The sequence below is a fragment of the Geodermatophilus sp. SYSU D00867 genome (genome assembly GCF_054050315.1).
The window spans coordinates 1-18,994 of record NZ_JBJGZC010000027.1; the positions used below are offsets into that span (position 1 = coordinate 1).

Consider the following 18,994-nt stretch of genomic DNA (forward strand, 5'->3'; position numbering starts at 1 on the left):
GTCGGCTCACCACCGGACGGGGTGAGCCGACGCCCGGAACGGTCGTGCCGGACGTGCGGGACGGGGAGCCGCTGCCCGCAGGAGGCGGAGCAACCGCGTCGGTCAGGGGGTGGCGGCCAGCGTCGAGGGCACCGAGGTCCCGGTACCGGCGTCGGTGAGGTTGGTGAAGACCTCCCGCGTCGCCGTCGACCGGTTCATGGTGATGAAGTGGATGCCCGGCACGCCCTCGTCCAGCAGCCGCCGGCACATCGCCGTCGCCACCTCGACGCCGTAGGCGCGCACCGCCGCCTTCTCCTCGGGTGAGTCGCCGTCGAGCTCGGCGAACCGCGCGGCCAGCCCCTCGGGGAACGCCTGGCCCGACAGCTGGACGATGCGCGCGATCTGCCGCGCGTTGGTGACCGGCATGACCCCGGCGATCACCGGCACGTCGCAGCCGTGGGCGGCGACCCGGTCGCGCAGCCGCAGGTAGTCCTCGACGCGGAAGAACATCTGCGTGATCGCGAAGTCCGCCCCGGCGCGGCACTTGCGCACGAACATCTCGACGTCGGTCTCGAAGTCCGGCGAGCGCGGGTGCCGCTCGGGGAAGGCCGCGACGCCGACGGAGAAGTCGCCCATCGAGCGGATCAGCTCCACCAGCTCCGAGGCGTACTCCAGGCCCTCGGGGTGCCGGACCCACTCGGCCTGCGGATCGGTACCCGGCGGGTCGCCGCGCAGCGCCAGCAGGTTGCGCACGCCCGCGGCGGCCAGCCGGCTGACCACGTGCCGCAGCTCGGCAACCGAGTGGTTGACCGCGGTCAGGTGCGCCAGCGGGGTCATCGTCGTCTCGGCGGCGATCCGCTCGGTGACGGCGACGGTGCCCTCGCGGGTCGAGCCGCCGGCGCCGTAGGTGACCGACACGAACGACGGCTGCAGCCGCTCGAGCTGCCGCAGCGCCGTCCACAGCTGGACCTCGGCCTCGGGTGTCTTCGGGGGGAAGAACTCGAACGACCACGTGGGCCGCGACGAGGCGAGCAGCTCGCGGACGCTTCGGGTCACGGGTGCCGAGGGTACGGGGAACCGCACCACTGCATCCGTCCACACGCTCCCGGCAGAAGACCCGGGGAAGACGACGACACCGCGACGGCAGTGCGGCGAGGAGGTCCCGTGAGCGCCCACCACCGGCCCCTGGACAGGACGCGCGCGACTCGATGGGGCGATACTGGCCGCGTGATCACCGGGGCGGCAGAGGCAGAGTCCGTGGTCCGGCCCCTGGCGCCGCCCCTGGAGGCCGCCGACCTGGACCGGATCCGCGGCGCCGTCTCCGCCGCGCTGACCGGGTTCCTGGAAGAGCAGCGGACCACGCTCGCGGGGATGGCGCCGGCGCTCACCCCCGTCGTCGACGAGGTCTGCGCGCTCGCCGACGGCGGCAAGCGGCTGCGCCCGCTGTTCGCCTACTGGGGCTGGCGCGGGGTCACCGAGGACGTCCGCGGCCCGGCCGAGGACGAGGCCGCGGTGCTGCGCGCGGTCGCCGCGCTGGAGTTCGTCCACGCCAGCGCCCTGGTCCACGACGACGTCATGGACGGCGCCCTCACCCGCCGCGGCCGTCCCGCCACGCACGTCGGCTTCGCCGCCCGGCACGGCGACGACGGCCTGTCCGGCGACGGCGAGGCCTTCGGCGTCGGCGCGGCCATCCTCGTCGGCGACCTCGCACTGGTCTGGTCCGACGAGCTGCTGCGCCGCTCGGGCATCAGCGCCCCGGCGCTGGCCCGGGCCCGCTCGGTCTGGGACACCATGCGCACCGAGGTCACCGCCGGCCAGTACCTCGACCTGCTGCGCGCCGCCGGCGGCCTGCCCGGCGCCCAGGGCGCGCTCACCGTCGCCCGCTACAAGAGCGCCGGCTACACCGTCCAGCGACCGCTGCAGCTCGGCGCCGCCATCGCCGGCGCCGGACCCCGCGCCGCCGACGTCTACACCGCCGTCGGCCTGCCGCTGGGCGAGGCGTTCCAGCTGCGCGACGACGTCCTCGGCGTGTTCGGCGACCCCGCCGTCACCGGCAAGTCCGCCGACGACGACCTGCGCGAGGGCAAGCAGACGCTGCTGGTCGCCCTCGCCGAGGAGGCCGCCGACGACGCCGGCCGCCGCCTGCTGCGCAGCTGCCTGGGCAACCCGGACTGCGGCGCCGAGCAGCTGGACGCGCTGCGCCGGCTGATGGAGGACACCGGCGCCCGCGCCCGGGTCGAGGAGCGGATCGCCGAGCGCACCGCCACCGCCCGCCGCGCGATCGCCGACGCCCCGATCGCCGACGAGGCCCGCGCCGCACTCGACGCGCTCGCGGTCGCGGCGACCTCGCGGACCGCCTGAACGTGCGCACCGTCCCCGGGCCGACCGACCGGGTCGTCGTCGTCGGCGCCGGCCTCGCCGGCCTCGCGACGGCGCTGCGGCTGCGCGGCGCCGGCCGCGAGGTGACCGTCGTCGAGCGTGGCGAGGGCCCCGGCGGGCGCGCCGGTGTCGTGGCCCGCGACGGCTACGTCCTCGACACCGGCCCCTCGGTGTTCACCGCGCCGGAGCTGGTGGCCGACACGCTGGCCGCCGTCGGCGAGAAGCTCGAGGACCGGCTGACGCTGGTGCCGCTGGAGACCACCTACCGGGCGCAGTTCGCCGACGGCTCCCACCTGGACGTGCACGCCGACGTCGACCGGTTCGCCGCCGAGGTCGAGGCGCTGGCCGGCCCGGCCGAGGCCGCCGCGCTGCGCCGCTACCTCGCCGACCTCGCCGAGCTGTACCGGCTGCAGCTGGACACCTTCATCGACCGCAACCTCGACACCCCGCTGGACCTGCTCGGCCCCGAGCTGTGGGCGCTGGTCCGGCGCGGCGGGTTCGGGCGGCTGTCGAGCCACGTCGCGCGCTTCTTCACCGACGACCGGCTGCGCCGGCTGTTCAGCTTCCAGGCCCTCTACGCCGGGGTGTCGCCGTTCCGGGCGATCGCCGCGTACGCGGTCATCGCGCAGCTCGACATCGGCGCGGGCGTCTGGCACCCGGTCGGCGGGATCGGCGCGGTGCCGCGCGCGATGGCCGCCGCGGCCGCGGACGCCGGCGTGGTGTTCCGGTACGGCGCGACGGTGGAGGAGCTGGAGCTGCGCGGCCGGCGGGTCACCGGCGTCTGCCTCGCGGGCGGCGAGCGGCTGCCCGCCGACGCCGTCGTCGTGACCGCCGACGTGCCCGAGCGGCTGGTGCCGGGCTTCGCCCGCCGCCGGCGGCCCACCTACTCGCCGTCGTGCGTGACGCTGCACCTCGGCGTGCGGAACGAGCTGCCCGGGCAGGCGCACCACACGATCAGCTTCGGCGCGGCCTGGCGGCAGGTGTTCGACGAGCTCACCCGCGACGGCCGGCCGATGAGCGACCCCAGCCTGCTGGTGAGCACGCCCTCGGTCACCGACCGGTCGCTGGTGCCCGGCGGCGGGCAGGTGCTCAGCGTCGTCGCGCCCGCGCCGAACCTCGACCCGCACTCCGGTGGCAACCCCGGCATCGACTGGGACGCCCTCGCCCCCCGCTACCGCGAGGAGGTGCTGGGCGTGCTCGAGGCCCGCGGCTGGACGGGGATCTCCGACGCGATCGAGGTGGAGCACGTGGACACCCCGCTGACCTGGGCTCGGCAGGGCATGGCGGCCGGCACGCCGTTCGCCCTGGCGCACACCTTCGGCCAGACCGGTCCCTTCCGGACGCCGACGCTGCCCCGCCGGGGCCCGGAGAACGTGGTGCTGGCCGGCTCGTCGGTGCAGCCCGGCGTCGGCGTGCCGATGGTGGTGATCAGCGGCCGGCTGGCCGCCGAGCGGATCACCGGGCCGGTGACGCGGTGACGGCGACCGAGCGGCCGCTGACGCAGGCCGAGCGGCAGGAGCGGCTCGACGCCGCCTACCGGCACTGCGCCGCGGTCAACGCCGAGCACGGCAAGAGCTACCACCTCGCCACCCGGCTGCTCACCGCCGACCGCCGCCCGGCGATCCACGCGCTGTACGCCGCGGCGCGCACCGCCGACGACCTCGTCGACCACCCCGGCGCCGACCCCGAGGCCGACCTCGCCGACTGGTCGCGGGCGCTGCTGGACGAGCTGGAGGCCGGCTGGTCCGACGACCCGGTGCGCCTGGCGACGGTGCACACCTACCGCCGGTACCGCATCCCGGTCGAGCACCTCGTCGACTTCCTCGCCGCGATGACCAGCGACCTCACCGTCACCGGCTACGCCGACATCGCCGCCCTGGACCGGTACATGTGGGGCTCGGCGTCGGTGATCGGCCTGCAGGTGCTGCCCGTCCTGGGCACCGCGCCCGGCGTCACGCAGGAGGAGGCCGCGCCGCACGCCATCGCGCTCGGCGAGGCGTTCCAGCTGACCAACTTCCTGCGCGACGTCGCCGAGGACGCCGACCGCGGCCGGGTCTACCTCCCCGCCGACGTCATGGCCGCCCACGGCGTGACCCGCGAGCAGATCGAGGCCAAGCGGCACGACGCCCGCTTCCGCGCGCTCATGCAGGAGATGGTGGAGATCGTCCGCCGCCGCTACGACGACGCCGCCCCCGGGACGCCGATGCTCGCGCCCGAGTCCAGGGACTGCGTGCGCGCGGCCACGGCGCTCTACGGCGGGATCCTCACCGAGATCGAGCGCGCCGACTACCGGGTGCTCGACCGCCGGGTGACGGTGTCCAAGCCGCGCCGGCTCGGGGTCTTCGCCCGCCGCCTCGCGAGCGCCCAGGCGGTGCGGCTCAGGAGGCGGCGCTCCTAGAAGGCCAGGGCCTGCGCGCGCCGGGTGACCTCGGTGTGCCGGTCCCCGCGCAGCGCCTCGACCGGGGTGCCGGGCAGCGACTCGTCGGCGCGGAACAGCCACTCGAAGACCTCGGCGTCGGTGAACCCGCCGTCCTTGAGGACGGTGATCAGCCCCGGCAGGTGCCGCAGCACGGCGCCGTCCTGCAGGAAGTCGGCGGGGATGCGGCTGTTGCCGCTGCCCGGCACGGCCATGAGCTTGCCCTCGCGGACCAGCTGCCGGACCTTGTTGGGCGAGACCCCGAGCGCGTCGGCGACCTCGGCCGGCGTGAGGGTCTCGATCTCGTCGGACTGCACGGTCCGAGCCTAGGACGGCGCGGGACCCGGCTACCATCGGCAGCGGGCCGTGACTGGCGCATCGAGGTGGGGCACCACCGGGGAGCGGCCTGCACTCCCCCGCCGGGCGCCTGGGCACCGCTGACGCCGACACCCGCCAGGAGCCCCCATGAGCGACGTGACCCCCTCCTTCGACGCCGCCGCCGCGTCCACCGCCTACCGCAGCGCCCTGTCGGTCATCGCCGAGGTCGAGCCGCGGGTGGCCGACGCGATCGGCGCGGAGCTCGCCGACCAGCGCGCCTCCCTCAAGCTCATCGCCAGCGAGAACTACGCCAGCCCCGCGGTGCTGCTGACCATGGGCAACTGGTTCAGCGACAAGTACGCCGAGGGCACGGTCGGCCACCGCTTCTACGCCGGCTGCCAGAACGTCGACACCGTCGAGGCGCTGGCCGCCGAGCACGCCCGCGAGCTGTTCGGCGCCCCCTACGCCTACGTCCAGCCGCACTCGGGCATCGACGCCAACCTGGTCGCGTTCTGGGCGGTGCTCGCCCAGCGGATCGAGTCCCCCGCCCTGGAGCGGGCCGGCGTCCGGCACGTCAACGACCTCACCGACGAGGACTGGGCCACCCTGCGGCACGCCCTCGGCGACCAGCGGATGCTCGGCATGAGCCTCGACGCCGGCGGCCACCTCACCCACGGCTTCCGCCCGAACATCAGCGGCAAGATGTTCGCCCAGTCCTCCTACGGCACCGACCCGGGGACCGGGCTGCTGGACTACGACGCCGTCCGCGCCCGCGCCCGCGAGTTCCGCCCGCTGATCCTCATGGCCGGCTACTCCGCCTACCCGCGCAAGGTCGACTTCGCGAGGATGCGCGAGATCGCCGACGAGGTCGGCGCGACGCTCGTGGTGGACATGAGCCACTTCGCCGGCCTGGTCGCCGGGAAGGTCTTCACCGGCGACTTCGACCCGGTGCCGCACGCGCACGTGGTCACCAGCACCAGCCACAAGTCTCTGCGCGGCCCGCGCGGCGGGTTCGTGCTGGCCCAGCCCGAGTACAGCGACGCCGTCGACCGCGGCTGCCCGATGGTGCTCGGCGGCCCGCTGCCGCACGTCATGGCCGCCAAGGCGGTCGCCTTCGCCGAAGCGCGCCGCCCGGAGTTCGCCGGCTACGCGCAGGCCGTCGTCGACAACGCCGTCTCCCTCGCCGAGGGGCTGTCCCGCCGCGGCGCCCGGCTGGTCACCGGCGGCACCGACAACCACATCGTGCTGCTCGACGTCTCCGGCTTCGGCCTCACCGGCCGGCAGGCCGAGTCGGCGCTGCTCGACGCCGGCATCGTCACCAACCGCAACGCGATCCCGGCCGACCCCAACGGCGCCTGGTACACCTCCGGCGTGCGGCTGGGCACCCCCGCGCTGACCACCCGCGGGTTCGGCGCCGCCGAGTTCGACCGCACCGCCGAGCTCATCGTCGACGTGCTGTCGCACACCAGCCCGACCGCGACCAGGGACGGCTCGCCGTCGAAGGCCAGGTACGTCGTCGACGGCGGGCTGGCCGAGAAGACCCGCGCGGCCGCGGCCGAGCTGGTCGCCGCGCACCCGCTCTACCCCGGGCTCGAGCTGTCCTGAGCCCGCGACGGCGGCCCGGCCCGGGGCGGGCGCCCCGGGCCGGGACCGTCAGACGTCGCTGTCGCGGTCCTCGGGCTTCTTCGACGTCTCGATCTCGGTCTCGGTGAGCGGGGCGCCGCTGGCCTCGTCCATCCCGCCCCGCTCGACCCCGGCCTCGTCCTGCGGGCCCGGCTCGGGTGTCTGCTCGCTCACGTGCTCGTCCTCTCGCTCGTCGGTCGGTGCCCGCACGCCTACCCCCGCCGGGGCGGGTGCACGCGGGCGGACCCTCCCGTGACCGGTGTGACGGGAGGGTGCGCCGGCCCGCCCGCCTGCGCGTGTGCGGGCCGCTCCCGGGCGGGGCGCTCCTAGAATCCTGCTCGTGGACACCGCCGTGACCGACCCCGTGGTCGGCCTGGTCCTCGAGGGGCGCTACCGCCTCGAGGAGCGGCTGGCGCGCGGCGGCATGTCCACCGTCTACGCCGCCACCGACCTCCGGCTGCACCGCACGGTCGCGGTCAAGGTCATGGCCGAGCACCTGGCGCACGACCCGACGTTCGTCGGCCGGTTCACCCGCGAGGCGCGCGCCGCCGCGATGCTCAGCCACCCCAACGTCGTCGGGGTGAGCGACCAGGGCAGCGACCAGGGGCTGGTCTTCCTGGTGATGGAGCTGGTCCGCGGCCGCACGCTGCGCGACCTGCTGCAGGCCCGCGGCCGGCTCACCGTCGCCGAGGCCTTCGCCGTCCTCGAGCCGGTGCTGGCCGGGCTGTCGGCCGCGCACCGCGCCAGCATCGTGCACCGCGACGTCAAGCCCGAGAACGTGCTCATCGGCCACGACGGCACGGTGAAGGTCGCCGACTTCGGCCTGGCCCGCGCGCTCACCGGCACCGGGCAGACCAGCCACACCGGCGGCGTGCTCATCGGCACGGTCGCCTACCTGTCCCCCGAGCAGCTCGAGCGCGGCCGCGCCGACGCCCGCAGCGACGTCTACGCCGCCGGGCTGGTGCTGTTCGAGATGCTCACCGGCCACCCGCCCTACGGCGGCGACACCCCGCTGGCGGTGGCCTACCAGCACGTGCACCACGACGTGCCCCTGCCCTCGGCCGAGGTGCCGACCGTGCCGTGGCAGGTCGACGAGCTGGTCAAGCGGACGACGCGCCGCGACCCCGCCGTCCGCCCGCTCGACGCCGGCGCCTTCCTCGCCGACCTCGAGGACGTCCGCAGCGACCTGGGCCTGGCCCGCGTGCCGGTCCCCACCGGGCGCAGCTCCGCGGGTCCCGCCACCATCCGCCCGACCAACCGGCCCCCGCGCCGGCACCCCAGCGACCCCGGCGACGGCAGCGAGCCCGGCACCGAGGTGCTCGGCGGCAGCCGTCCCTCCCGCGCCGGGCGCACCAGCCTGCTGCCCAACGTCGGCACCGGCTCGACGGCCGACGTCGGCGGGCGGCGGCCCGCGCCGCCGCAGCGCACCGGCGTCTCCCCGCAGGTGCGGCGCCGCCGCGCGCGGCTGGCCGTCGCGGTCGTGCTGCTGCTGGCGGTCACCATCGGCGCGATCGGCTGGTGGATGGGCTCCGGCCGCTGGACGCAGGTGCCCTCGCTGGTCGGCAGCGACCGTGCCGCCGCGGTCGACCTGCTGCAGGAGGCGGGCCTGGACCCCGTCTTCGCCGAGGAGCAGTTCAGCGAGACCGTGCCCGAGGGCACGGTCATCTCCGCCGACCCCGACGGCGGCGAGGCGATCCGCAACAGCGACGTCGAGCTGGTGGTCTCCAAGGGGCCCGAGCGGTTCACCGTGCCCACCGACCTGGTCGGGCAGCCGGTCGAGGCGGTGCGCGAGGCGCTGGCCGGCATCCCCGTCGTCCCCACCGAGCAGCAGGACTACGACGAGGAGATCCCGGTCGGGTCGGTCACCGGCTTCGAGCCCGAGGCCGGCACGGAGGTCAGGCGCGGCGACCCGGTGACGGTGTTCGTCAGCCGCGGGCCGGCGCCGGTCGCGGTCGCCAACGTCGTCGGCCAGCCCGCCGACGCCGCGCAGGCCAACCTGGAGGCCCAGCACTTCACCGTCGTCCGCACCGAGGGCCGCAGCGCCGACGTCCCCACGGGGGCGGTCATGGCGGTCACCCCGGGGCCGGGCACCGAGGCGCCCTACGGCAGCGAGGTGACCATCCAGGTCTCCGTCGGCGTGCCGCAGGTGACCGTGCCCGACGTGACCGGCATGGGCGAGGACGAGGCGACCGCGGCCCTCGAGGCCGCGGGCCTGACGGTCACCACGTCCACCTTCATCACCGGCGACCGCGTGTACCGGCAGAGCCCGGGCGCGGGCACCGTCGTCGACCAGGGCAGCCAGGTGAGCCTGCTGCTCAGCTTCGGGTGAGCGGCGCCCCCTCCACCCCGGTCGGTGCGCACGTCCAGGTCGCGGGGGGCCTGGCCACCGGCGGGCTGCGATACACCGACGACGTCGGCGCGCAGGCGGTGCAGGTTTTCGTCGGCAACCCGCGCGGCTGGAAGCGGTCGGCCGGCGACCCCGTCCAGGACGCCGCGTTCGTCGCGGGCCTGGCCGAGCGCGGCGTCCCGTCGTTCGTGCACACGCCGTTCCTGGTGAACGTCGGCTCGCCCACCCCGGCAACCGTCGACCGCTCCGTCGAGACGATCGCCGCCGACCTCGCCCGCGGCGTGCAGCTCGGCGTGCGCGGCGTCGTCGTGCACGCGGGGTCCGCCGTCGACGAGGACCGCTACGAGGCCGCGCTGCGCCAGCTGCACGAGCGGCTGCTGCCGGTGCTCGACGCCCTCCCCGACGACGGCCCGCGGCTGCTGGTCGAGCCGACGGCGGGCGGCGGCCGGTCGCTGGCGGCCACCGTCGAGGACCTCGGCCCCTACCTCGCGGCGCTGGACTGGCACCCGAGGGTCGGCGTCTGCCTGGACACCTGCCACGCGTGGGCGGCCGGGCACGACCTGGCCACCCCGGGCGGGACGACGGCGACCCTGGACGCGCTGGAGGCCACCGTGGGCCCGGGCCGGCTCGGGCTGGTGCACGCCAACGACTCCCTCGACGAGCGCGGCTCCAAGCGGGACCGGCACACCACCATCGGCGAGGGCTCGATCGGCGTCGGCGCCTTCGGCGAGCTGATGGCGCACCCGTCGATGGCCGGGGTGCCGGTCGTCGTCGAGACGCCGAGCGCCGACCGTGGCCACGCCCGCGACATCGCCCTGCTGTGCGCCCTCCGCGACGGTGTCGACCTGCCCGGGGTTGCCTCCGCCGCCTGAGTGGCGCGACCGGGGAGAGCGACACGCCGCGGTTACCCTGCGGGTTCGCGTCTTCACTTGCGGTGATCTACGGCACCGGATTGGCTCGCATCCCACCGCGGCCGCCCGGCTGCGGAGAGTTCCCCGAGGAGCCGTCCTTGCCCACTCGTCGCACCCTGACCGTCGGCGTCGTCGCGCTGGCGACCGCCGGCCTCGGCGTCACCGCCGGCCCCGCCGCCGCCGCGCCCGCCGACGGCGGCCCGCGGGCCACCTACGTGGTCACCGTCGACCGCTCCACCCTCCCCGACCAGGCGGCGGACCGGGCCCGTGGCCTCGGTGGGCGGATCGCCCACGTCTACACCGCGGCGCTCACCGGCTTCGCCGTCGAGCTGCCCGAGGCCGCCGCGGGCCGGCTGTCGGCCATCCCGGGCGTGGTCGCCGTCGAGCGCGACCGGGTGGTCACCGCCGAGGGCGCGCAGTCCAGCGCGCCGTGGGGCCTGGACCGCACCGACCAGCGCGACCTGCCGCTGTCCGGCACGTTCGGGTACACCGCGACCGGCAGCGGCGTCACCGCCTACGTCATCGACACCGGCATCAACTACACGCACACCGACTTCGGCGGCCGGGCGGTCTCCGGCTACGACGCCGTCGACGGCGGCCCGGCCGACGACTGCAACGGCCACGGCACGCACGTCGCGGGCACCGTGGGCGGCACCACGCACGGCGTGGCCAAGGGCGTGCGGCTGGTCGGCGTGCGGGTGCTCGGCTGCGACGGCAACGGCACCACTGCGGGCGTCGTCGCCGGCATCGACTGGGTGACCGCCGACCACGCGGCGGGCGCGCCGGCGGTGGCGAACATGAGCCTGGGCGGCGGGGCGAGCACGGCGATCGACACCGCCGTCCGCAACTCCATCGCCGACGGCGTCACCTACGCCGTCGCGGCCGGCAACGGCAACAACGCGGGCGTGGCCCAGGACGCCTGCGCCTCCTCACCCGCGCGGGTGCCCGCCGCGCTCACCGTGGGCGCCACCGACCGCACCGACACCGCCGCGTCGTTCAGCAACTACGGCGCCTGCGTGGATCTGCTCGCTCCCGGCGTCGGCATCACCAGCGCCTGGCACACCACGCCGACGGCGACCAGCACGATCAGCGGCACCTCGATGGCCACGCCGCACGTCGCGGGCGTCGCCGCGCTGTACCTGCAGGGCGACACCGGCGCCGCGCCGGCGACGGTCGCCAGGGCGGTCACCGCGGCCGCGACGACGAACCACGTGACGCTGTCGCGCACCGCCACCCGGGCCGGCACGCCGAACCGGCTGCTGTTCAGCTCCTGGTGAGCCGCGGCGCCTGCCGGCCTCCCATCGGTGGCCGGCAGGCGTCCTAGCGGTCGAGGAGGTCGGCGAGGACGTCGCCGGCGCGGTCGACCGCGGCCCGGTCGACGTCGAGGTGCGTGACCAGGCGGATCCGCCGTGGGCTCACCTGGGACACCAGCACACCGCGCGCCTTGGCGGCCTCGGCCACGACCGGCGCCGGGACGTCGTCGACCACGACCATGTTCGTCTCGACCGTCGCCGGGTCCACGCCCAGCCGCTTGGCCAGCAGCCGGGCGTGCTCGTGGTCCTCGGCCAGCCGGGCGAGGTGGTGGTCCAGGGCGTACAGCCCGGCCGCGGCCAGCACCCCGGCCTGCCGCATGCCGCCGCCGAGGCGCTTGCGCCACAGCCGGGCGGCGGCGATCCGCTCGGCGGAGGCGACCAGCACCGACCCGACCGGCGCGCCCAACCCCTTGGACAGGCAGACCGACGCGGTGTCGGCCAGCCGCCCGTAGGTGGCGAGGTCGGTGCCGGCGGCGACGGAGGCGTTCCAGATCCGGGCGCCGTCGAGGTGCACGGCGACGCCGGCGTCGCGGGACCAGGCGAACAGCCGCTCGAGCTCGGCCAGCGGCTGCACCCGCCCGCCGCCGCGGTTGTGCGTGTTCTCCACGGCGACGGCGGCGGTGGCGGTCAGGTGCCAGTCACCGCGCGGGCGCACCTGGTCGATCAGCGCGCCGGCGTCGAGCAGCCCGCCGGAGGACACCACCGTGCGGGTGGAGATGCCGAACACCGCGGCCGCGGCACCCATCTCGTAGGTGACCACGTGCGCGTCCGCGTCGCAGAGCACCTCCTGGCCGGGCTCGCACACCAGCCGCATGCCGATCTGGTTGCCCATGGTCCCGGACGGCACGAACAGCGCGGCCTCGTGGCCGAACAGGTCCGCGACGCGCTCCTCGAGCGCGGTGATCGCCGGGTCCTCGCCGTAGACGTCGTCGCCCACCTCGGCCTCGGCCATCGCCCGGCGCATGCCGGGGGTGGGCTTCGTGACGGTGTCGGACCGGAGGTCGATCACGGCCTCGTCCCGAGGCTCGTCCCGAGCTGGCGAGGGATGGGGAGGACGAGGTCCTTACCCACGCAGCATCTCCGCCACGAGGAAGGCGAGCTCCAGGGACTGCCCGGTGTTCAGCCGCGGGTCGCAGGCGGTCTCGTACCGGCTGTTGAGGTCCTCGTCGCTGATCTCCATGGCCCCGCCGAGGCACTCGGTGACGTCCTCGCCGGTGAGCTCGACGTGGATGCCGCCGGGCCAGGTGCCCAGCGCACGGTGCACGTCGAAGAAGCCGAGGACCTCGTCGACGATCCGGTCGAAGTGCCGGGTCTTGTAGCCGGTCGAGGACTCGTGGGTGTTGCCGTGCATCGGGTCGCACTGCCACACGACCTGGTGGCCGCTGGCGGTGACCTTCTCCACGATGGCGGGGAGGACGTCGCGGATCTTGCCGTTGCCCATGCGGCTGATCAGCGTCAGCCGGCCCGGGACGCCGTCGGGGTCCAGCCGCTCGACCAGCTCGGTGGCCTGCTCCGGGGTGGTGGAGGGCCCGATCTTGACGCCGATCGGGTTGGCGATGCGCGACATGAACTCCACGTGCGCGCCGTCGAGCTGGCGGGTGCGCTCGCCGATCCACACGAAGTGCGCCGAGGCGGCGTAGGGCCGGCCCTCGTGCACCCGCAGCAGCGCGGCCTCGTAGTCGAGGACCAGCGCCTCGTGGCTGTTGTAGAGCTCGACGCCGCGCAGCGCGCTGTCGTCGACCCCGCAGGCCTTCATGAACGCCAGCGCCCGGTCGATCTCGCGGGCGATGACCTCGTAGCGGACACCGGCCGGCGAGTTGGCGACGAAGTCCTTGTTCCAGTCGTGGACGGCGTGCAGGTCGGCCAGGCCGCCGTGCGCGTAGGCGCGGATCATGTTCATGGCCGCGGCCGAGTTGGCGTAGGCGCGCACCAGCCGGTTCGGGTCGGGGATGCGCTTCTCGAGCACCGGCTCCAGCGAGTTGACCATGTCGCCCCGGTAGGACGGCAGGCCCAGGGCGTCGGTGTCCGACGAGCGCGGCTTGGCGTACTGCCCGGCCACCCGGCCGACCTTGACCACCGGCACGCTCGCGCCGTAGGTGAGGACGACGGCCATCTGCAGCAGCGTGCGCGTGGTGCTCTGCAGGTGCGCGTCGGTGTTGAGGTCGAAGGTCTCCGCGCAGTCCCCGCCCTGCAGCAGGAACGCCCGGCCCTGCGCCACCTCGGCCAGCCGGCCGCGGAGCTCGTCGACCTCGCTGGGCGCCACGATCGGCGGCACGGACGACAGCGTCCTCAGGACGCCGTCGAGCGCGGCGCGATCGGGCCAGGTCGGCTGCTGGGCGGCGGGGAGCTCCCGCCACCGGTCGAGACCGGGCACCGGCTGCGGGGATGGGGACAGGCTCACGCGGTCGAGGGTACGGCGGTCACCTCCTCACCCGAAGAACACCTCGGCCTCGGCGTACCGCTCCAGGGGGACCAGCTTCAGCCGCGCGGTCGCCTCCGCGATCGGCACGGGGACGACGTCGGTCCCGCGCAGGGCCACCATGACACCGGAGCGGCCCTCGTGCAGCGCGCCGACCGCGGCCAGGCCGAAGCGGGTGGCCAGCACCCGGTCGAACGCCGACGGCGTGCCGCCGCGCTGGATGTGCCCGAGCACCACCGCGCGCGCCTCCCGGCCGGTGCGCTCCTCGAGCAGCGCGGCCAGCGCGGCGCCGATGCCGCCGAGCCGGACGTGGCCGAAGGCGTCCCGCTCGCCGGTGGCGGTCACCAGGTCGCCGTCGGCCGGCCGCGCCCCCTCGGAGACGACGACGATCGGCGAGTAGCCGGACTCGAAGCGGTGCAGGCAGTGCGCGACCACGGCCTCGACGTCGAACGGGCGCTCGGGCACCAGCACGACGGTGGCGCCGCCGGCCATCCCCGCGTGCAGCGCGATCCAGCCGGCGTGCCGCCCCATCACCTCGACGACCAGCGTCCGGTGGTGGCTGTCACCGGTGGTGTGCAGCCGGTCGATGGCCTCCATCGCGACGCCGACCGCGGTGTCGAAGCCGAAGGTGTAGTCGGTGCCGTCGAGGTCGTTGTCGATCGTCTTGGGGACGCCGACCACCCGCACCCCCTCCCCCGTCAGCTTCGCGGCGACGCCGAGGGTGTCCTCGCCGCCCACCGGGACCAGCGCCTCGATCCCGTGCCGCTCGAGGGTGGCCATCACCCGCGCGGGGCCGCCGTCGATGGCGTAGGGGTTGGTGCGGGAGGTGCCGAGCACGGTGCCGCCACGGGGCAGCAGCCCGCGGACGGCGGCCAGGTCCAGGGGGACGGCGTCGTCGTCGAGCAGCCCGCGCCAGCCGTCGCGGAAGCCGACCACCTCGTCCCCGGAGCCGATGCCGCACCGGACCACGGCCCGGATGACCGCGTTGAGGCCGGGGCAGTCTCCCCCGCCGGTCAGGATCCCGATGCGCACGACGCCTCCCGGACGGACGAACCGCAGGTCAGCACGATCCTGCACCCGATCGGTGACCGCGGTCACCGTCTACGCGCCGGAACCGGCAGGATCGCCGGCGTGGACCCCGCCGAACTGCTCGCGCTGATGCCCTTCGCCGTCGCCACCGGCGTCGAGCTGGACCGGGCCGGGCCCGGCGAGGTGGCCGGCCGGCTGCCGTGGGCGCCGCAGCGGTGCACCGCCGGCGGGGTGCTGCACGGCGGCGCGCTGATGACGCTGGCCGACACCGTCGGCGCGGTGTGCGCCTTCCTCAACCTGCCGCCCGGGGCCTCGACGTCGACCCTCGCCTCGTCGACGTCGCTCCTGCGCGCGGTCCGCGGCGGGACCGCGCACGCCACCGCCCGCCCGCTGCACGTCGGCCGCTCGACGGTCGTCGTCCTCACCGAGGTGACCGACGACGACGGGCGCCCGGTCGCCTCGGTCACCCAGACCCAGGCCGTGCTCGGACCCGCCTGAGTCACGGTCCGCCCCACCCGCCCCAGCCGCCCCGGCGCCGCCGGTTCCGGTACAGGACCGGCCGCGCCCTGCCGACGCTGCGGCGCGGTGCCGGGCGCTCTGCCCGGGCCGGGAGGGGGACGGCGTGCTCGGACGGTGGGGCATCAGGACGAAGGTGGTCGCGCTGGCCGTCGCCAGCGTGGCGGCGACCGGTGGCGCGATGGCCGGGGTGAGCGCGTGGCAGAGCGCGCGGTTCGCCGACACCACGCAGGAGTCGGTGACCGAGCTGGTCGAGGAGAGCGTCGCGCGCACCGCGGCCGGGGTGCGGGACGTCGTCGCCACCCAGGGCCAGTCCACCGCCGCGCGGGTCGACAGCCAGCTCGCCGTCGCCCTCGACGTGCTCGCCCGCTCCGGCGGGCTGGCCGTGGGCGGCCCCGGCGGGCCGGTGCGCTGGGAGGCGCGGAACCAGCTCTCCGGGGAGGTCACGCCGGTGGACCTGCCGCGGGTGACCGTCGGCGGCGCGTGGCTCGGCCAGAACGCCGACCCCGCCGTGCCCACCGCCGTCGTGGACCAGGTCGAGGCGCTGGTCGGCGGCACCGCGACGATCTTCCAGCGGACGCCGTCGGGCGACATGCTGCGCGTGGCCACCAACGTCACGTCGGCCACCGGCACCCGCGCGATCGGCACCTACATCCCGGCCACCGACCCCGACGGCACGCCGAACCCCGTCGTCTCGGCGGTCACCGCCGGGCAGACCTACCGGGGCAACGCCTTCGTCGTCGACTCCTGGTACGTCGCCGCCTACACGCCGCTGCTCGACCGGGCCGGCCAGCTGGTCGGCATGCTCTACGTGGGCGAGAAGCAGCAGTCCATCCCGGCGCTGCGGGAGAGCCTCGAGGCCACCCGGGTCGGCGAGAACGGGCACGTGGAGGTCTGGGGCGGCACCGGCGACCGGGCCGGCACCGTGCTGGTCAGCCCCGGCGGCGAGCGCGACGGCGAGCAGCTCGTCGACGCGACCGACGCCGACGGGAAGCCCTACGCCCGGGAGATCGTCGAGGCCGCCGTGGCGCTGGAGGACGGCGCGCAGGCGACCGTGCGCTTCACCGACCCCGAGGCCGGCGCGAGCACCGCGACCGTCACCTACTACGCGCCGTGGGACTGGGTGCTGGTCACGATCGCCCGCGACGCCGACTTCACCGGCCCGGTCGACCGGCTCGCCGACGGCCGCGCCGCCATGGTCACCGCGCTGGTCCTCGCCGCCGTCCTGGTCGCGCTGCTCGGCGGGGTCGTCGCCTGGCAGCTGGGCCGCCGGCTCACCGCGCCGCTGCACCAGCTGCGCGCCCGCATGGCCGAGATCGCCGACGGCGAGGGGGACCTGACCCAGCGCATGACGGTCAGCGGCGACGACGAGGTCGGCCAGCTGTCCGCGGCGTTCAACCGGTTCGTGGAGAAGGTCGCCGGCACCGTGCGCGACATCGGCGGCTGCGCCCGCCAGGTGGCGGCGTCGGCGTCGGGCGTGGCCGCGGTCGCCGACGGGCTCGCCACCCGCGCCGCCCGCAGCCGCGACCAGGCGCAGTCGGCGCACGCCGCGGCCAGCGACATCAGCGCCGGCGTGTCCGCGGCCGCGGCCGGCGCGGAGGAGATGGGCCTGTCGATCACCGACATCGCCCGCAGCGCCGCCGAGGCCGCGCAGGTGGGCCGGCAGGCCGCCGAGCTCGCCCGCCGGACCGAGGGCGCGATCGCCGCGCTGGGCACCAGCTCCGCGGAGATCGGCGAGGTGGTGCGCGTCATCGCCGCCGTCGCCGAGCAGACCAACCTGCTCGCGCTCAACGCGACCATCGAGGCCGCCCGCGCCGGTGAGGCGGGCAAGGGCTTCGCCGTCGTGGCCAACGAGGTCAAGGAGCTCGCGCAGGAGGCCGCCCGGGCCAGCGACGACATCGCCCGCAAGGTCGAGGCCATCCAGGCCGACACCGGCGCCGCGGTCGGCTCGATCACCCGCATCGCCGAGGTCGTGCACGCGATGAACGACCACCAGCTCACCATCGCCAGCGCGGTGGAGGAGCAGTCGGCGACCACCCGCGAGCTCACCCGCAGCGTCGCCGCGGCCGCCGAGGGCGCGGGCTCGGTGTCCGCCACGCTCACCACGGTCAGCGCCGACGCCCGGGACAGCGCCGACGACGTCGAGCGGGCGCACGCCGCCGCGGTGGAGCTCGACGAGCTGTCCCAGGAGCTCACCCGCCTGCTCGCCGTCTTCACGGTGTAGCCGCGCACCTCCGCGGGGGTGCACCCGCCGAGGCCGTCCGGGCCCTGCTCAGCGGGCCCGGGCGGCCTCGATCGCGTTCCAGCGGGCGAGGTTGTAGCGGGCGTCGACGAGCGCGTCGTGCGTGCCGGCCGGCCTGGGCGGGAGGTCGGGCCGGCCGGCGTCGTCCCACCGCTGCCGCAGCTCCCGGGTGAACCGCGGCACCGCCCGCGGCAGCGCCGTCATCGGCCCCCACAGCTGGGCCAGCGCCACGTGGTCGTAGGCGGCGAACCACGCCCACAGCTCGACCTCCTCCCCCGGGCCGGTGAGGAAGGCGAGCAGGTCGTCGCGGATGCGCCGGCGGCTGCGCCAGGCCCGGTCCGACGGCGGCGGGAGCTGGTCGAGCACGTTGCGGCGCACCCACGGGATGGCCCGGCGCTCGTCGAACTCGGTGCTGACGGCGTAGAACTCCCGGCCGGTCTCGTCGACGACGCCGATCGAGACGAGGTCGATCGTCGTCCCGTCCTCGATGAACTCGGTGTCGTAGAAGTACCGCCGCACGCCGCCCACCGTAGGTGCGCTCAGCCGGCCCGGCGGCCGCCGACCGAGGACCGGCCGAACTCCCGGCCCTGCAGCGCGGCGACGTCCCGCTCGAGCTGCGGCACCCGCGCGGCCGACAGGCGGATCATCAGCTTCTCCGCCACCGCGCCGGTGACCGCCTGGCGCAGCGCCGAGACGACGCCGACCGAGCGCGGCACGAACACCCGGCGGCCGCGGGTCTCCAGGTTCTCCACCAGCGCCTCGGCGCAGTCCTCCACCGACGTGTACGCGCCCAGCGGCCCCGGGAGCGACCGGCGGGTGGCGGCGAAGGTGGGCAGCGCCGCCTCGGTGTCGCGCACCAGGTCGGTGTCGATCCAGGTCGGGTGGGCGCTGGCCACGGTGACGCCGCGGTGGGCCACCTCCAGCCGCAGCGCGTCGCCGAAGCGCTCCAGCCCGGCCTTGGCCGCGCAGTAGGCGCTCATGCCCGGGAGCACGGTGAAGGCCGCCGCCGAGCTCACCAGCAGCACGTGCCCGCGCCGCTCCGCCACCTCGGGCAACGCGGCGTGCGCGGTCAGCACCGCGCCGGTCAGGTTCACCTCGATCGTCCGGGACAGCGCGTGCGCCGAGCTCGTCATCACCGTGGTGAGCGGGGCGATCCCGGCGTTGGCGACGACGACGTCGAGGCCGCCGAAGGTGTCCACGGTGCGGGCGACGGCGGCCCGCAGCGCCTCGGGGTCGGTGACGTCGCACTCCACCCACAGGTGCCCGGGGCCGAGCTCGTCGGCGACCCGGGCCAGCAGCTCGGGCTCGAGACCGGCCAGCGCCACCCGGGCGCCGCGGGCGGCGGCCCGGCGGGCCAGCTCGGCGCCGATGCCGCGGGCGGCGCCGGTGACCAGCACGGCCCTCCCGGCCAGCGGCGTGCGGGTCCTCCTGCGGGGCGACAGCGCCATCGGTGCTCCCTGGGTCTCGGCCGCTCGTGTTGAGCACTGCTCAACGAGGGTTGT

General features: G+C 75.8%; 17 protein-coding genes and 1 riboswitch. Of the genes, 9 read left to right on the plus strand and 8 right to left on the minus strand.

The genetic code is table 11. The features are described from left to right. Positions 1-102: 102 nt before the first annotated feature. Complete coding sequence (metF, locus tag ACI8AK_RS20470; protein ID WP_456957766.1) at positions 103-1,035, minus strand: methylenetetrahydrofolate reductase [NAD(P)H]; 933 nt, start codon at positions 1,033-1,035, stop codon at positions 103-105. A gap of 201 nt (positions 1,036-1,236) precedes the next feature. On the opposite strand from metF, the gene ACI8AK_RS20475 reads away from it, so the two are divergent. The 3 genes from ACI8AK_RS20475 to ACI8AK_RS20485 are packed head-to-tail and all read left to right on the plus strand — an operon-like array spanning position 1,237 to position 4,756. Beyond that, positions 1,237-2,340, plus strand: a complete 1,104-nt coding sequence (locus ACI8AK_RS20475; RefSeq protein ID WP_456957768.1) for a polyprenyl synthetase family protein — start codon at positions 1,237-1,239, stop codon at positions 2,338-2,340. A gap of 2 nt (positions 2,341-2,342) precedes the next feature. Then, positions 2,343-3,836 (plus strand): phytoene desaturase family protein, encoded by a 1,494-nt coding sequence (gene crtI / locus ACI8AK_RS20480; RefSeq protein WP_456903188.1) that lies wholly within the window; start codon positions 2,343-2,345, stop codon positions 3,834-3,836. Next, the gene (locus ACI8AK_RS20485; protein ID WP_456903187.1) at positions 3,833-4,756 is read left to right on the plus strand and encodes a phytoene/squalene synthase family protein; all 924 of its coding nucleotides are present in this window, start codon (positions 3,833-3,835) and stop codon (positions 4,754-4,756) included. Before crtI ends, ACI8AK_RS20485 begins: the two co-directional genes overlap by 4 nt. Here ACI8AK_RS20485 and ACI8AK_RS20490 read toward each other — a convergent pair. Continuing rightward, positions 4,753-5,091 (minus strand): Rv2175c family DNA-binding protein, encoded by a 339-nt coding sequence (locus tag ACI8AK_RS20490; RefSeq protein ID WP_387989340.1) that lies wholly within the window; start codon positions 5,089-5,091, stop codon positions 4,753-4,755. The two genes, ACI8AK_RS20485 and ACI8AK_RS20490, sit on opposite strands and share 4 nt — an antisense overlap. Before the next feature lie 39 nt (positions 5,092-5,130). Next, a riboswitch (ZMP/ZTP riboswitch) is annotated at positions 5,131-5,214 on the plus strand. A gap of 25 nt (positions 5,215-5,239) precedes the next feature. On the opposite strand from ACI8AK_RS20490, the gene ACI8AK_RS20495 reads away from it, so the two are divergent. After that, complete coding sequence (locus ACI8AK_RS20495) at positions 5,240-6,697, plus strand: glycine hydroxymethyltransferase (RefSeq protein WP_387989337.1); 1,458 nt, start codon at positions 5,240-5,242, stop codon at positions 6,695-6,697. A gap of 48 nt (positions 6,698-6,745) precedes the next feature. Here the strand turns inward: ACI8AK_RS20495 and ACI8AK_RS20500 are convergent, their stop codons facing one another. Then, a complete protein-coding gene (locus tag ACI8AK_RS20500; protein WP_387989334.1) occupies positions 6,746-6,889 on the minus strand; it encodes a hypothetical protein in 144 nt (47 codons plus the stop codon). 166 nt (positions 6,890-7,055) lie between these two features. On the opposite strand from ACI8AK_RS20500, the gene pknB reads away from it, so the two are divergent. The 3 genes from pknB to ACI8AK_RS20515 all read left to right on the plus strand — a co-directional run bounded on the left by pknB (position 7,056) and on the right by ACI8AK_RS20515 (position 11,250). Continuing rightward, positions 7,056-9,044 (plus strand): Stk1 family PASTA domain-containing Ser/Thr kinase, encoded by a 1,989-nt coding sequence (gene pknB / locus ACI8AK_RS20505; protein WP_456957770.1) that lies wholly within the window; start codon positions 7,056-7,058, stop codon positions 9,042-9,044. Next, complete coding sequence (locus ACI8AK_RS20510; protein ID WP_456957772.1) at positions 9,041-9,934, plus strand: deoxyribonuclease IV; 894 nt, start codon at positions 9,041-9,043, stop codon at positions 9,932-9,934. The genes pknB and ACI8AK_RS20510 overlap by 4 nt, the downstream gene beginning before the upstream one ends. Positions 9,935-10,071: 137 nt before the next feature. Then, positions 10,072-11,250: a S8 family peptidase gene (locus ACI8AK_RS20515; protein WP_456957774.1), complete on the plus strand. Its 1,179-nt coding sequence runs from the start codon at positions 10,072-10,074 to the stop codon at positions 11,248-11,250. A 43-nt stretch (positions 11,251-11,293) separates the two neighbouring features. On the opposite strand, the gene ACI8AK_RS20520 is transcribed toward ACI8AK_RS20515, so the two are convergent. The 3 genes from ACI8AK_RS20520 to ACI8AK_RS20530 are packed head-to-tail and all read right to left on the minus strand — an operon-like array spanning position 11,294 to position 14,737. Further along, a complete protein-coding gene (locus tag ACI8AK_RS20520; protein WP_456957776.1) occupies positions 11,294-12,295 on the minus strand; it encodes a threonine aldolase family protein in 1,002 nt (333 codons plus the stop codon). Between the two features lie 54 nt (positions 12,296-12,349). Continuing rightward, positions 12,350-13,687 (minus strand): class II 3-deoxy-7-phosphoheptulonate synthase, encoded by a 1,338-nt coding sequence (locus tag ACI8AK_RS20525; protein ID WP_387989322.1) that lies wholly within the window; start codon positions 13,685-13,687, stop codon positions 12,350-12,352. Between the two features lie 27 nt (positions 13,688-13,714). Next, on the minus strand, positions 13,715-14,737 hold the full coding sequence (locus ACI8AK_RS20530; protein ID WP_387989319.1) for an ATP-dependent 6-phosphofructokinase: 1,023 nt from the start codon (positions 14,735-14,737) through the stop codon (positions 13,715-13,717). Positions 14,738-14,836: 99 nt separating this feature from the next. Between ACI8AK_RS20530 and ACI8AK_RS20535 the strand changes: the two genes are divergently transcribed. Continuing rightward, positions 14,837-15,232: a PaaI family thioesterase gene (locus tag ACI8AK_RS20535; protein WP_387989316.1), complete on the plus strand. Its 396-nt coding sequence runs from the start codon at positions 14,837-14,839 to the stop codon at positions 15,230-15,232. A 124-nt stretch (positions 15,233-15,356) separates the two neighbouring features. Continuing rightward, positions 15,357-17,474 (plus strand): methyl-accepting chemotaxis protein, encoded by a 2,118-nt coding sequence (locus tag ACI8AK_RS20540; RefSeq protein ID WP_456957778.1) that lies wholly within the window; start codon positions 15,357-15,359, stop codon positions 17,472-17,474. Positions 17,475-17,522: 48 nt separating this feature from the next. Here ACI8AK_RS20540 and ACI8AK_RS20545 read toward each other — a convergent pair whose 3' ends face one another. Then, positions 17,523-18,011, minus strand: a complete 489-nt coding sequence (locus tag ACI8AK_RS20545) for a polyadenylate-specific 3'-exoribonuclease AS (RefSeq protein WP_456957780.1) — start codon at positions 18,009-18,011, stop codon at positions 17,523-17,525. 20 nt (positions 18,012-18,031) lie between these two features. Further along, the gene (locus tag ACI8AK_RS20550; protein ID WP_456903179.1) at positions 18,032-18,940 is read right to left on the minus strand and encodes a short-chain dehydrogenase/reductase; all 909 of its coding nucleotides are present in this window, start codon (positions 18,938-18,940) and stop codon (positions 18,032-18,034) included. Positions 18,941-18,994: the final 54 nt, after the last annotated feature.